General features: G+C 56.3%; 10 protein-coding genes. 8 read left to right on the forward strand and 2 right to left on the reverse strand.

Going from position 1 to position 14,295, the window contains the following annotated elements; genetic code table 11:
• Positions 1–20: 20 nt before the first annotated feature.
• Both DQG23_RS16575 and DQG23_RS16585 read right to left on the reverse strand, forming a co-directional pair.
• Positions 21–905: a MurR/RpiR family transcriptional regulator gene (locus DQG23_RS16575; protein WP_113031983.1), complete on the reverse strand. Its 885-nt coding sequence runs from the start codon at positions 903–905 to the stop codon at positions 21–23.
• 767 nt (positions 906–1,672) lie between these two features.
• The gene (locus tag DQG23_RS16585; protein WP_113031985.1) at positions 1,673–2,575 is read right to left on the reverse strand and encodes an AraC family transcriptional regulator; all 903 of its coding nucleotides are present in this window, start codon (positions 2,573–2,575) and stop codon (positions 1,673–1,675) included.
• 126 nt (positions 2,576–2,701) lie between these two features.
• Here DQG23_RS16585 and DQG23_RS16590 point away from each other — a divergent pair, with 126 nt between their 5' ends.
• The 8 genes from DQG23_RS16590 to DQG23_RS16625 all read left to right on the forward strand — a co-directional run bounded on the left by DQG23_RS16590 (position 2,702) and on the right by DQG23_RS16625 (position 14,252).
• A complete protein-coding gene (locus DQG23_RS16590) occupies positions 2,702–3,778 on the forward strand; it encodes a Gfo/Idh/MocA family protein (protein WP_113031986.1) in 1,077 nt (358 codons plus the stop codon).
• A gap of 19 nt (positions 3,779–3,797) precedes the next feature.
• On the forward strand, positions 3,798–4,700 hold the full coding sequence (locus tag DQG23_RS16595) for an aldo/keto reductase (protein ID WP_113031987.1): 903 nt from the start codon (positions 3,798–3,800) through the stop codon (positions 4,698–4,700).
• 321 nt (positions 4,701–5,021) lie between these two features.
• The gene (locus tag DQG23_RS16600; RefSeq protein WP_337589404.1) at positions 5,022–6,140 is read left to right on the forward strand and encodes a glycoside hydrolase family 88 protein; all 1,119 of its coding nucleotides are present in this window, start codon (positions 5,022–5,024) and stop codon (positions 6,138–6,140) included.
• 84 nt (positions 6,141–6,224) lie between these two features.
• A complete protein-coding gene (locus DQG23_RS16605; RefSeq protein ID WP_113031988.1) occupies positions 6,225–7,652 on the forward strand; it encodes a hypothetical protein in 1,428 nt (475 codons plus the stop codon).
• Positions 7,653–7,672: 20 nt separating this feature from the next.
• Positions 7,673–9,595, forward strand: a complete 1,923-nt coding sequence (locus DQG23_RS16610) for a DUF8034 domain-containing protein (RefSeq protein ID WP_113031989.1) — start codon at positions 7,673–7,675, stop codon at positions 9,593–9,595.
• Between the two features lie 137 nt (positions 9,596–9,732).
• Positions 9,733–11,976 carry a right-handed parallel beta-helix repeat-containing protein gene (locus tag DQG23_RS16615; protein WP_113031990.1) on the forward strand — a complete coding sequence of 748 codons (2,244 nt, stop codon included), beginning with the start codon at positions 9,733–9,735 and terminating at the stop codon, positions 11,974–11,976.
• A gap of 222 nt (positions 11,977–12,198) precedes the next feature.
• The gene (locus DQG23_RS16620) at positions 12,199–12,879 is read left to right on the forward strand and encodes a response regulator transcription factor (protein WP_113031991.1); all 681 of its coding nucleotides are present in this window, start codon (positions 12,199–12,201) and stop codon (positions 12,877–12,879) included.
• Positions 12,876–14,252, forward strand: coding sequence for a sensor histidine kinase (locus DQG23_RS16625; RefSeq protein WP_113031992.1), 1,377 nt, complete (start codon positions 12,876–12,878; stop codon positions 14,250–14,252). The genes DQG23_RS16620 and DQG23_RS16625 overlap by 4 nt, the downstream gene beginning before the upstream one ends.
• Positions 14,253–14,295 lie beyond the last annotated feature (43 nt).

Below are 14,295 nucleotides of genomic sequence, written 5' to 3' on the forward strand. Positions count from 1 at the left end.
CCTTACACCGGGCGTCCCGTTCAACCCTCATCAATCGGATTCACAAAATAGAAGGAGCGTTCGCCGAGCGCCTGCTCTTGGTCGAGCCGCTGCTGCACCTGCCGGTGGTCCCTCACAGTCAGGAATCCGGTCAGCGTGTTCAGCAGAGCGAATACGGCCGGCATCCCCTGCAGCGTGACCGGCTGACCGGATTCTATCTCCACCTTCAGCAGCTGATCCGCCAGCAGCGCCAGCGGAGATAGGGCATCGTCCGTTATCGCGATGACCTGAGCGGAGCGGCGTTTTGCTTCTTTTACGAACTCGTGAGTCTCGCGCATATATCTCGGGAATGAAATTGCGATCACCAGCCAGCCGGGCTGTATCCGGGACAGCATATAATTCCCGTCTTCCATACCGCCATGGTACAGGGTGGCGTTGCCGCGAAGAATGTTCAGCGAATACGTCAGCCAGTGGGCCGGTGCGAACGAAGCACGCAAACCGATTACCGCAATATGCGATGCGGAGCGGATGAGCTCCACCGCTTGCTCCAGCGCCGCCGGGCTGAGCTCCGCCAGCGTACGCTCGACGTTCGCGGCGTTCAAGCTCGTACGATGAGCGATGTATGCGGCCGCATCCGTCGGGTCGCTTGCAGCCGTAGTCCCCAGCCTGCTGATAGGATTGCTGGATTTGCGTTCCTCAAGAAGCGCATTGTGGATCTCTTTCTGCAGCATGCCGTAGCCGGTAAAACCGATCACGACGCTGAAGCGGATGACGGTCGTCTCGCTCGTACCGGTAAACGCGCCGACTTCCTTGGCCGAGAGCAGTGCGATCCGGCTCGGGTCCTCAAGAATAAACTTCGCTACCTTCCTTTGACTTGCCGTTAAGCTGTCGAATGCTTTGCGAATATGACTGCGAATCGTCTCCATGTTATCGTTCCTTTTTGAAGTTTAGACACCATAGTTATAAATATTTAGAAGTGTACCATTCACAAATTCATTATATCCAGTCCGACAGCAGATGACAATACAGATCTGGAACGCGAGCGTTCATGCAGAGAGAGCGGGTTCCGGTGATGCTTAACGCGGTTAAATGCCAACTGTATATTTGGAATGAAGGGTGTGTTGCCGACTATCTTGGGGAATGTCGTCAGATGTACAACCGGCATGCCGATCATTTACCGGATTTGACGGAGGTAAACTTTTGCATATCAAGCTTCGTGAACGTCAAATGGCCCCCCCTCTGCTAGAAAGGGGCTATTGTCACCGTAAGATTTTTATGAAAGTTGTACCATTTACCGCTAATACCGGCAAATCTATATGAAAAATCATATAGAATTCGTCATTCAGCGTTAGTTTCGAAGAACCTATATGAAAAATCATATGGAATTCGTCATTCAGCGTTAATATCGGCGAATCTATGTGAAAAATCATATGGAATTCATCATGCAGAGTTAACATCGAATCTATATGAAAAATCATATAGAATTCGTCATTCAGTGTTAATTTCAACGAACCTATATGAAAAATCATACCGAATTCATCATTCAGCGTTAGTTTCGAAGAAGCTATATGAAAAATCATACAGGTTAACAGGAATACAGTTAGATAAAGCCTGTCGGCTGCGACCGTCCGAGTTTCTCTTGCCAGGAGTGATTTTAGCCGCAAGTAATTTTGACTATTCCAATTTACATCATCTAAACCGAAGAAACAGGCTTCTCCGAAGTACGCTTGTACAAGCCGAGCCGGTATTGCAAGGGTGTCTGCCCCATGAAGCGTTTAAAGATTTCGCAGAAATACGACGTATCGGAAACTCCGACCTTCTGTGCGATCTGTTCGACGGATAAAACGGATGTTTCCAGCAGCCTGCAAGCCTTCTGAGCCCGCAGTATATTTAGGAATTCCGAAATGGTGCTGCCGGTGGCGCGCTTGAACAGCCGGGAAAGATGATGCTTCGACAAGTGCAAGTCCTGTGCCAGCTGATCCAGCCGCAGAGGCTCATGCAGATGCGCCTCCAGCCAGCCGATGATGATTTCCGCATGGTGGGACTCGCGCAAGTGGGCGCCTTCTTTTGCACCGAACAGCTCCTGCTCCCAGCCGTGCTTCAGCAGATGAAAAAATTCCAGACAGAACAGAATGGAAGCCTCCTGCCGCCCCGCTCCGTTCATAGAACGGAACCGCTCCCGGTAATCCTCCATCAAGGCAGCGAAGCGCGGGCTCGCGTTCATTCCGTACAGGACAGGCTGCAAGATTTCCCGTTTCCATATGCTGCGGAAAAACTCGCTCAGCTCCGGGGCAAAGCTCATCTTTTCGTCCAGAAAAGAAGGCTCGATCATAAATTTGCTGCGGGTATACGGCTTCTCAGGAGTTGCGTTCATACGAATCCTGTGCAATTGGTAAGGCTGAAAAATCAACAGCGTATGATCCCGGATCTCGTACATTTGCCGATTGAGCAGCACGTCTCCCGCGCCGGAGTGAACATACAAAATTTCGATGCCTTGATGGGCGTGAAAATAACCCGGAAAGCCGGACAAAGTCGTAAAACTGAATTTGAGCTGGAGAGGTTCGTGCAGCAAATTAAGATCGTTGATCAGCTTCAAATTAATCCTCCGCCTTCACAAGAGATCAATATAGCCGCATTTTAGCACATCCCAGCCGCAATAAGCGAGCCGCATTCGCGTTATTCTGTATGCATAATCAAACGTGTGCATAAAGGTGATGATGCGATGAGTGAAGTGCAATCGGCCGGTCCTCGGAAGACTGCCGTATTATGTCTGGGCGTATCGCCGCATTGGGTGACGTTGTGGCTGGAGCGCGCGGATGTGTCGGTCGTCGGGCTTGTCGATTTATATGAGGAAGCGAAAGCTGCGCCGCCCGGTTCGCCGTCCGTCCCGCCATCCGGCAGTCTGGCCGCACAGGTGGAGTCCTGGCGCATTCCCCTGTTCGCGGATATTGCCGAGGCGCTGGCTGCTCTGGAGCCCGACCTGGTCACGATGGTCACGCCTCCCGCAGGCAAGACCTGTTTGACTGCCGTTGAAACCGTTCTCCGGCAAGGCTACGATCTTTTCCTCGAGAAGCCTAGGCTGGCTGACCGGCAGGACGGCGCCCGGCTGCTGCAATGGAGCCGCAGTCTCGGCAGACAAATCGGCGTAGGGGAAGCCTATCGATTCGACGGATTGGTGGAGAAGGCGAAACAGGTCATCGATAGCGGACAATTGGGGCGGATCGGTCAGATCGTCTGGACCTGTTACAGGCCGGTCGTCGACGCGCCTTGGATGAAAGCTTACGATCATGTGATGCTCGAAGACCTGACGTATCATCATCTGGGTGTCATCCACTATCTAGTCGGCTTGGAGCCGTTCAACACGGTTTACGCCACCTCCGTTTGCCCGGAGTGGTCTTTGGAAGCTTCGCCGAACGTCGTGTCCCTCTTGGCGCAAAGCGAATCAGGCTGCCAGTTGACGTATCACGCTTCCTGGTCCGCGCGGGGGAAAACCAGCTCCTGGCTGGGTAACTTTCGGATCGAGGGCAGCCGGGGAACGCTGGAGCTGTGCGACGGCGTATTGACGCTGACCGTGCGTTTGGACAATGGCTGCGATGGAAATCCGGAGAAATCGGAGACGCTTGAAGCCGAAGTTCCTTATCCATACGAACTGCGCAAAGGTACCGTGAACGAGTATATTGCCGCCTGGCGGGATAAGCGGCTGACCGAGTTAACTATTGATGCCCTATATCCTGTTCTGCGAATGATTTATGTCGCGGTGCAATCTGCGGAAACCGGCAAGCCCGTCGAAATGAAATAAACGTTAGGAGCGGTACATCGTGCAATATACGACATTGGGAAAAACCGGCTTTAAAGTGTCGAAGCTGGGGCTTGGCGGCGCGCCGCTGGGCGGCGATTTCGGAGGGACAACGGACGATGAAGTCATCGCCGTCGTCCATGCCGCGTTGGATGCCGGAATCAACTTTATCGACACCGCCCCGCTTTATGGACGGGGAGAAAGCGAAAGGCGGATCGGTCTCGCCCTGCGCGGCAGACGCGATGCCGTCATACTGGCGACCAAGGCGGTTATGCGCGGGGATGCCTATACTTACGGCAACGTTATGAAATCCGTGGAAGACAGTCTGACTCGTCTGCAAACCGATTATGTGGATTTGATTCAACTGCATGAATTGGAGAGCACCTCTTGGGAGCAAGCTGTCGAAGACGTGCTTCCGGCATTCCTGAAGCTGCGGGAGCAAGGCAAGGTCAGAGCGTTCGGCGTCAATGCGGGCGCGCTCGGGCTGCTGCTGCCGTTCGTGCAGGCAGGCAATACCGACACCGTGCAGACGTTCATGCGCTACAACTTGCTTGATCATACGGCGAAGGACGAATTGCTGCCCTCGGCTCGGGAGCGGGGGGTCGGCGTTATTAACGGAAGCGTGCTGGCCATGGGCATTTTGGCGGATCGCCCTGCGCCGTTTCTCAACAAAAATCCGGAGCTTCTGGCAAAAGCCGAGGACAAGAAGCGGCAGCTGGACTTCCTGCGCAAACCCGGGCCCAAAGGGCTGATCGAGCCGGCGATGCGCTTCAGCCTGACCTGCCCCGACATCGCGGTGACGCTCACCGGCACGACGTCGGTTGCCTCCCTGCTGCTCAACGCGAGCTATTGCGACGGCGTAGGATTGCCGGAAGAGCATGAGGCGCTTGTGTTTTCCTTGTTTGAGGGGCAGTCGTTATTTTGAAGTCTCAGACTTCCATGCCGCTTTGCGGCACCGCTGATGAATGAAAATATCGTTATTTCAGGGCAGAAAGTATATCCTCCGCTAATTGTTCGACTTCCCGGTAAACGCGCCTGTCCTTAGAGGACAGCGATGCCGTTTATCCTTGATTTATCAGAAAGTATAAGGCTCTAAATCTCGGTAAACGCCAGCGTCAAAGACGCCGGTAGGCGTTTGTCCTTGGATAGATGAGATACTGATCGATTATTCATAAACTCCGGGCGCTAAATTCTACAAGACGTTTATGGGGTTTAGCCTAAGGATGCCGGATGAGGAGGTTATCCCTTGAATGGTTCTGCAGATCAACTTCGGCAAGATATGATTTGGGACAAAATCGTCGACAAAGTGAGTCGAACGAGTACCCGAATCGGGGCGACCTTTCCGTATGTTTCGGTAAACGGGCAATATGACGCCCATCCGCCCCACTGGTGGACGGCCGGCTTCTGGCCGGGTCTGCTTTGGCTCATATACCGGGACACCAAAGACGAACGACTGAAAGACATCGCCGTCTCCTGCGAAGAGCAGATGGACGTGCCGCTGCTGGCATATGACGAGCTTCATCACGACGTAGGCTTCATGTGGAGCCTGACGGCCGTCGCGCAGCACAAGCTGCTGGGCACGGAGGTTTCCCGGCGCCGCGGGCTAATTGCCGCGAGTCACCTGATGGGACGCTTCAATGCCGCGGGCCGGTTCATCCGCGCCTGGAACGAGCCGGACGAACCCGGCTGGGCGATCATCGACTGTATGATGAATTTGCCGCTGCTCTACTGGGCCAGCGCCACGACCGCAGACCCGCGCTTCAGGCATGTCGCCAAAGCGCACGCGGATACGGCTTTGCGCGAATTTCTCCGCCCCGACGGCTCCGCCTATCATATCGTATGCTTCGATCCGGAGACGGGAGAGCGCGTGGGAGCCCGCGGCGGCCAAGGCTTCGCGCCGGAATCCGCCTGGGCGCGCGGCACCGCCTGGGCCTTGTACGGCATGGCGCTCAGCTGCCGCTACTTGCGGGACGACGCGTATTTGCAGGCCGCCAAGCGGTCCGCTCATTTTTTTCTCGCGCATTTGCCCGAGGATGGCGTGCCTTACTGGGATTTTCGCGCCCCTCTCGTTGACGATATGGGATACGACTCCACTTCTTCCGCAATTGCGGCCAGCGGGTTGCTGGAGATCAGCGCATTGGTCCCTGAAGCCGAGCAGCAATTTTATTACAACGCAGCCGTTAAAATTCTGAAGGCGCTGGACGATCACTACAGCGCTTGGGATGAAGAGGAGGAAGGCTTGCTGCTCAAAGGCACGGCGAATTTCCCGCGCAAATCTTGCGTGAACGTTCCCCATATATATGGCGATTACTTCTTCGCGGAAGCGGTGGCCAAATGGCGCGGACAATCCGAGTTGTTCTGGTAGCGGCGTGTTGCGGCTGACCGAACGCCATGAAGCAGCGCACACCGTACGCCGGGAGAAGCGCTATGCGAAAGAAGGAGGCGCAACATGAGCGCGAATATAGGCGCATTGGGCAACTGGCTGTTGTCCTGGGTACAGGAGGACGGCGCGATCAACGGATTTCACAATCATTCCGTATGGGGGTCCAACCCGTATCGCTGGGCGGACTTCACAAGCGGCCACAGCACCTGGGCCAGCCTGACGATTCCGGCATTGTGCCTGGCGCTGAAGAACCGGCGCGATGCGCGGCTGGAAGATACCGTGCTGCGGCTTCTGCAATTCCAAACGACGCGAATGATGGACGACGGCCAATATGCGCATATCGGTTTCCAGATGGGCGAAACGTTGAAGTCCGGCTTGATTCACAATATGCTGCCCAACGTGGCACTCGGTTTGGCGGCGGAATATGGAGAGAACTGGCTTCCGGCCGGGACGATGGAGCGGATTCGCGCCGCGATTGTAAGCACGATGAACTGCTGCGATGTTATGTATCCGTTTTCGAGCGGAAGCAAGATCAGCAATCAGGAGTACGCCCGGCTCTGGGCGAAGCTGCAGTACCAGAAAGTATTCAAGGAAGAGCGCTGGCAGCCTAAGCTTATAGAGCAGCTTGACTGCATGATCGAGAGCTTTCGGATCGCCGGACTGCCCGATGCGTTGTGCGAAGCCAGCTATCGCTACCAAGGAAATGCGTCGAGCACGGAGCCGGCCGAATACTACGGACTGCTGATTGCGCCGCTGGTGCTGGCTTACGAAATGTTCGGCCATGAGCGCTATTTGCAGCATGCGGGCGGCTTGTGCAGGCATCTTGCCCGTTCCTCCTGGTACGACGGCAACGGCTGCAGACGCATTCACCGGACGTGGCTGTTCTCCGGCACGCAATGGAAAAAAATCAACGGCCCGATGCTGATTGCCGGAATGGGCACTTCCTTATATGGCGTACTGCGCTATATGCAGCATCGTCCGGATGAAGAATTGGGCAGGTTGTTGGACGACTGCGACGATACCTATGAACGCTATCAGAATCCGAGAGGTTATTTCGCAGCGGCGACGGGGTGGCAGAGCGAAGTGGACGTCGTTCCGAGCTCGGCCTGGCATGCGCATGATTTGTTCTACCTTCTCTCCCGGCACGGAGCAAGCGGAGACATTGCCGAAGCGTTATTTGTCCCTCATGCCAAAATGTCCGTGCTGCTCGGCGACCAATGCTTGTGGGTCGAGCAAGGCGAGCACTGGGCGGTAACCGATTATTACTGGCAGCAAGTATTCCGCCTGCTCGGCCGGAAGGATGCCGCAGTGTTCGGCCGCGATATGGATTGGGTCGGCGGCGAGCGCGCCTTGCCTGCAGCTTACGGCTTTGCCGGGTTGCCGAATTTCCTGAAAACCGACGAAGGCATCTTCCTGATGCCTGGCGCTACCGGTTTAAATGAAATGAATATTACCTCGATCGCCGGCTTGCCCTTCTTGGGCGAGTGGAGATAGAGCCCGGAGGACCTGAGAAAATGACCGATGGAACCGAAATGGGTACAATGCCGACGATAACGGTACATGAAGCATGTCCGCCCCCTGAGTGGGCGCTGCTTCAGCGGCTGCTGCTGGACACGATGAACAAGGCCGCTCTGGAGTTTGTCGCCCGCTATACCCGCGAAGACCGTACGCTCATCTGGCGGGATGTCTGGCCCGGCATGGACGGCTCGGACGACCCGTACGAGGGCTTTATGAACTTTCCGCTGCTTTATGCTCTCGGAGGGAGCCCGGAGGTATACCGGATATCGCGGGAAATTTGGGAAGCGATTACTTGGCAGTGGACGCAATACGGGCAAATTCACGACGAGTTCGATGCTTATTACGATTGGATGCATCACGGCGAAGGTTACTTGTTTTTCTACTTCTTCGGCTTGGCCGATCCTCATGTCCTCAAGGACCGTCAGAGGGCGGCCAAGTTTGCCGGGCTGTACTTGGGGGATCACCCGGATGCGCCGAACTACGACAAGGAGAAAAAATTGATCCGTTCGCCGATTACGGGAAGCAAAGGACCCCGATTCCATCAGACGGCGGAGGATTGGGAGACGCACCGGGAAATATTGGACGAATACTTGCCCCCGTTCGAGGACATCCCGGGCGTGGATGGGAACGGAACCGTCTGCCCGTGGTCGGATGACGGGACTTACCGGGAAATACTTGCCCGTATCAACATGCGGCAAGCGCGAGGAGACGTTCCGCTCAATTTGACCGCAACGGGCATGATGACCCACGCTTATCTGTACACGGGCGAAGCGCGCTACCGGGATTGGGTCGTCCAATATTTGGACGTCTGGAAGGAACGAACGGCGCGTAACGGAGGCGTCGTTCCCGATAATATCGGCCTATCGGGCGAGATCGGCGAATATAACGACGGCAAATGGTGGGGCGGCTATTACGGGTGGCGCTGGCCGCACGGCGCGATGACGATTTTGGAGCCGCTCATCATTGCGGGCAGCAACGCCGCTCTGATGACCGGGGACGTCGCTCATCTGGATTTGGCCCGTTCGCAAATCGATATGCTGCGAGCGCTCGGCAAACGGGAAGACGGGCAGCTGCTTGTGCCGAGCCGCCACTACGACGACGGCTGGCGGGATTACCGTATCCCGCATCCGATGTATGCCATCTATTTATGGAATATGACGATGGAGGAAGAAGACGCGGCCAGAGCGGAGCGGGACTGGTCGGACGCCAGCTTCAATACGATCGACCGCCGCCACCGCAGCTACGGGCAGAGAACGAACGGAGGCCACATGGGCTATAACGGCAATACGGCGCAGTGGTTTCGTTATATTCGCGGCCGCAACCCCGATTACCCGGTCGACATTCTCAGGGCGAATTACGCCATGGTTCAGGAGCAACTCGGCAAAATCCGTTCGCCTGAATTCGCTCCCGAGCTTACGGCGCTGTCCCAGGCCTCCTTGACCATACATCAATGGCAGGAGCTGACGCCGGTTATCATCGAAGGCTTGGCGCAGCTTACGATGGGCGGTCCGATGCATGTGTATCACGGAGGGCTGCAGCATGCCCGGGTACGTTATTTCGACGCGGCGGAGAAGCGCCCTGGACTGCCGCAAGGAGTCGCCGCACTGGTGGAGCGGCTGGCCGCCGATTCCGTCACTCTGCGGCTGGTCAATATGGACTTGAAGCCGCAGAAGGTTATCGTTCAGGCCGGCGTATTCGGCGAGCATGAATTTACAAGCGCCGAGAAGCTGACGGATGAGGGTTCGCATCTTGAATCCTTGGAGTGTCGGGGCAAGCGGCTGCTCGTCGAATTGGCCGCAGGGGCAGGCGTCGGGCTGTGTTTGGGGATGAGGCGTTATGTCAATCAACCGAGCTATGAAACGCCCTGGAGCCAAGCCGCAGCTCCCTTTTCGGAGATCCAAGGCAGAGAGCGGGATTAGGCGAAGATCAACCCGAATAAGATTTGCGGAAACGGCCGTCCTTTTCCGTTCATCGAAGGTCCCATTCCGGGATACGAGCGGAGAAGGCGGGCGAGGGTTTGAAGTAACGTTGCTCATAATGACGGGGAGGAAAAGAAATGGACTCGATCAATCATACGTTTCTTACGCTGCATGTCTCGGCGGACGGCAGCGACGGCTGGAGCGGACGCCTTGCCGAGCCGAATCGCGACGGCACCGACGGGCCGCTGGCTACGCTTGCGGCAGCCCGCGATGTGCTGCGCCGTTTGCGCCTGGAGCGCCGGTTGGGCGGTCCCGCCAAGGTGCTTATTCACGGAGGCTTATATGAAATAGCCGAGCCGCTGGTTTTCGGGCTCGAGGATCTCGGAACGGCGGACACGCCCGTTACCTATGCCGCCGCGGGAGACGGCGAGGTCGTACTGGCCGGCGGATTCCGGCTAACGCAGTTCGAGCCTTGGCAAGGAAAGACGCTGCGCCTGGATTTGCGAAAGTCCGGCCATAGCGGCCATGCCTTCCGGCAATTGTTCTATAACGGCGTCCGTCAAGCGGTCGCGCGTTATCCGAACTTCGATCACGAAAATCCGTACGGTGGCGGCTGGCTTTATGTCGACGGAGATCCGGTTCCGATGTACGAGAACGGGCATGGCACGAAGGATACGCTGGTATGCTCCGGCTTGAAGGGCAAAAAGTGGACTGGTCTGGATAAGGCGGAAGTGTTCATTTATCCCCGCTATAACTGGATTAATGACAGGCTGCCCATAACGGCTTTCAACCCGGAAACCGGCGAGTTGAAGCTGGGCAAAGACGCCAGCTACGAAATATATCCCGGGGACCGCTTCTACGTCTACAACGTGGCGGAGGAGCTTGACGCTCCCGGAGAATGGTATTTGGACGAGCAGAACGAGACGCTTTATTTCTATCCTCCCGACGATAATTGGCGGGAGGCCGTCATTACCGTGCCGGTCTGCGAGCATATTATCGAAGTGCGCGGCCCTGCGGACTCGGACGTCGATCCTTACATCGAGAAGCTGAATTGGGTTGACCGGGATTTGTCCATGCGGCTGATGCAAAATCCGGAAGACATCAAGCTCGGTTATACGAGCTTCCAGGGAATCACGCTGGACGGCTGCGACGGCTGCGCCGCTTACGTCCGCAACGCACGCGGCGTCAAGCTGCTCGGCTGCACGGTTCGCAATACGGGAGCGGTCGGCGTTCTTGTGATCGGCGGCGCACAATGCGAAGTGCGAGATTGCGACGTTTACGAGACAGGCAACCACGGCATTTATATGTCCGGCGGCATGCGATACCCGTTCCGCGGGTGGTATAAGCCTTGCGGCCACGAAGCGGCAAACAACTATATCCACCATATCGGCGTGTACCAGAAAAGCTCGGCCGGCATATCCATCAACGGCGTCGGAATCGCCGTCCGCCACAATTACATTCATGACGGGCCGAGATGGGGAATTACGTCGCGCGGCAACGACAATTTCATCGAATATAATCACATCCGCCATGTGAACATCGAAACGAGCGATACGGCGGCCATCTATTTGGTGGATCGGGACTGGTCGATGAGAGGCACGAAAATCCGGTTTAACAGGATTCACGACATTCTCGGCTACCACTACTCGGACGGCGTCTGGCATTCCCCGGCCTTTGCGTTCGGCATTTATCTGGACGATTGGACGAGCGGCGTCGAAGTCTACGGCAATTTGACCTATCGTACGCCCAGAGCGGGCGTTTATGTTCATGCCGGCCAGAATAATGTCGTGGAGAATAACATGCTCCTGCAAACAACGGGCGAAGGTGCCTATTTCCGCAGATGGGAAGCGGATAAGGAATATCACCACCTAGGCACGACAGGCAATGCGCTCAGAAACAACGTGTTTCGCCGCAATATTTTATGGTCCGAAGGGCGGCATGCCTTTGCTTATCGGTTTGATAATGCGGGCAGGGAAGAGAAGGCAGACAATGCCGATTCCGGCTCGCAGCAGACGCTGGACGTGGAGAAAAATAGTTGGGAGAGCAATTTGTTCTGGTATCCGAACAGCGCACCCGACGTCAAGATTAATTGGATGGATCAAAAAGAGCAACGGAGCAGCGAGGAATGGCGGCAGCAGGGCCATGATGCAGGCAGCGTAGAGGCGGACCCTCTGCTGTCCTCGCCGGAGCGCGACGATTACCGCCTTGCGGCGGGGAGTCCGGCGGATCGGATCGGCTTCGTTCCTCTCCCGCTTGACTTGATGGGACTGATCCAGGGAGAATACCGCAAGGTCTGGCCCGTTGTCGAAGCTTCCGGCGCGCGCGAAAAGCCGCTTGTCAAAGCTCACGGAGACGGAGTAGTCGGCTCGGAGATTTTATAGGGAGCCTTCCCGCACATACGGTCTGCCGACCGAATTAGGTGAAACATATTTATATTTTGAAAAAAGACGCTTCCATCTCCGCATAAACAGTGGTTTTGGAGGCGTCTTTGCATATCTTTCGGGGCTGATTCCCTTGTTGCCCCCTTTTGGGACGGCCGGATTTGTCCCTGGCGCGCCCGCTTTGCTATGATGGGAGCAGAATGAACGAAGGGCGGTTGCGCCGTGAAAACGAACATATTGATCGCAGATGACGATCCGCATATTTTGGAGCTGCTGCGTTTTTATTTGCGCAGGGAGCACTATGGGGTTTACGAGGCCGCCGACGGCGGGGAGGCGCTGCGCCTGCTCGAGCGCGAGGAAGTTCGTCTGGCGGTCGTCGATATTATGATGCCGGTAAAGGACGGACTCGCGTTATGCCGGGAAATTCGCGACCATTACGATATTCCGGTTATTTTGCTGACCGCGCGCGGGGAGCTCGAAGACAAGGAGAAAGGCTTCCTCGCGGGAACGGACGATTATCTCGTCAAACCGTTCGAGCCGAAGGAGCTGCTGTTCCGGGTGAAGGCGCTGCTGCGCCGCTACCAGTCGGTATCCTCGGAGACGATCCGGCTGAACGAAACGGTTATCGACCGCAAAAGCTACGAGGTTCGCGTCGCGGGCGAGGCGGTTCAGCTGCCGCTGAAGGAATTCGAGCTGCTGGCGCATCTGGCCTCGTTCCCGAACCGGACGTTCACCCGTTTGCAATTGATCGATGCGATCTGGGGCGCGGATTACGACGGCGACAGCCGCACGGTCGACGTACATATCAAGAGGCTGCGCGAGCGGTTTCTGGACAAGTCCCGCGATTTCGCGATCGTTACCGTGCGCGGGCTCGGTTATAAGCTCGAGGTTACGGGCGAATGAAGACGCTATATGTACGCATCGCCTTGACGTTTATCCTCATCGCCTTCGTCAGCGCCGTATTGGGGCTGTTCGGAACCAACCTGTACTACCAGTCGAAAATCCGCGATTACAATGAGCATAAAATCCGCCATATTGCGGAGGAAATCCGCTCTTTATACGGACGGATGCCGGGACTTGACGAAGGCGATTATTTCCGGCATATTGCGAATCTCGGCTTCCAGCTGTATGCGGTAAAGGCCGACGGACAAGCGGAAGCTTACGGCTCCCCGTTCAAACGGACGGAAATCGATCCCGCCATTGTAGCCCGGGTGCTGGACGGGGGCACGTATGACGGCATGATCGAGGAGCCGCACCGGCTTTCGGTCATCGGCCTTTTTGAAAACAGCTTGCGCAACAGCGTCGGGCTGCCGTTCGATGCAGGCGGCCAGCGGGTTGCCGTATTCGTCCGCCCCGATTTGGAGCAGCAGCTTGGAGAGGTACGGATTATCGCGGCGCTTCTGCTTGGGTTGACGTTCGTTTGCAGCATTGCGTTTATTTTCGTGTTAACGCGGTTTATCGTTAAGCCCGTTAAGCAGCTGACGGCTGCCACCCGGAAAATCGCGGAGGGCGACTACGACATCAAGCTTGATGTGGCGAGGCGCGATGAACTCGGGAATATGGCTCGTCATTTCACGCAGATGGCGGAAGCGCTGCAAAAGCTCGACGAGATGCGGCAAACGTTCGTCGCGAACGTCTCACATGAAATTCAATCGCCGCTGACCTCGATTCAGGGCTTTGCTCAAGCCGCCCGCGAGGATGAAGTGACGGGGGAAGAACGCCGGCGATATTTGGCCATCATCGAGGAGGAAAGCAGGCGGTTGTCGCTGCTCGGCAAGCAGCTGCTGACGCTTGCCGCGCTCGACAAGGACAGCGGCGCCGTCAAAAAAACGACGTTCCGGCTGGACGAGCAAATTCGCCAGGTCGTGCTCGTATCGGAGTGGCAGCTGCGGGAAAAAGAGATGGCGGTGGAGCTTGAGCTTCCTGAAGCCGACGTGACGGCCGATAAACAGCTGCTGCACCAGGTATGGCTCAATTTAATCGCTAACGCCATTAAATTTTCGGAGCGCGGCGGCTCGGTTTCTATCGAGATGAACGTCGGCCGGGAAATGGCGGTGACCGTCCGCGATAACGGAGCCGGTATTCCGGAGGCGGAGCTGCTCCATATATTCGACCGCTTCTACAAAGCGGACAAAGCGCGAAACCGAACCCGTTCCGGCAGCGGCCTCGGACTTTCGATCGTTCACAAAATCGTGCAGGTTCACGGAGGAACGGTTGAAGTCCGCAGCAGGCTTGGGGAAGGGACGGCGTTTACGGTTCGTCTGCCAAACTCGTAAGGTTATTCGCGCCGATTTGTAATATGCCGTTCATCACTTGTTC

The organism is Paenibacillus contaminans, assembly GCF_003285015.1.
GTDB lineage: Bacteria > Bacillota > Bacilli > Paenibacillales > NBRC-103111 > Paenibacillus_V > Paenibacillus_V contaminans.

What these genes read in the sequence shown, in the direction of transcription:
- DQG23_RS16575 (WP_113031983.1), bottom strand. Translation starts at nt 905, where the DNA reads ATGGAGACGATTCGCAGTCATATTCGCAAAGCATTCGACAGCTTAACG.
- DQG23_RS16590 (WP_113031986.1), top strand. Translation starts at nt 2,702, where the DNA reads ATGAGTGAAGTGCAATCGGCCGGTCCTCGGAAGACTGCCGTATTATGT.
- DQG23_RS16605 (WP_113031988.1), top strand. Translation starts at nt 6,225, where the DNA reads ATGAGCGCGAATATAGGCGCATTGGGCAACTGGCTGTTGTCCTGGGTA.
- DQG23_RS16610 (WP_113031989.1), top strand. Translation starts at nt 7,673, where the DNA reads ATGACCGATGGAACCGAAATGGGTACAATGCCGACGATAACGGTACAT.
- DQG23_RS16615 (WP_113031990.1), top strand. Translation starts at nt 9,733, where the DNA reads ATGGACTCGATCAATCATACGTTTCTTACGCTGCATGTCTCGGCGGAC.
- DQG23_RS16625 (WP_113031992.1), top strand. Translation starts at nt 12,876, where the DNA reads ATGAAGACGCTATATGTACGCATCGCCTTGACGTTTATCCTCATCGCC.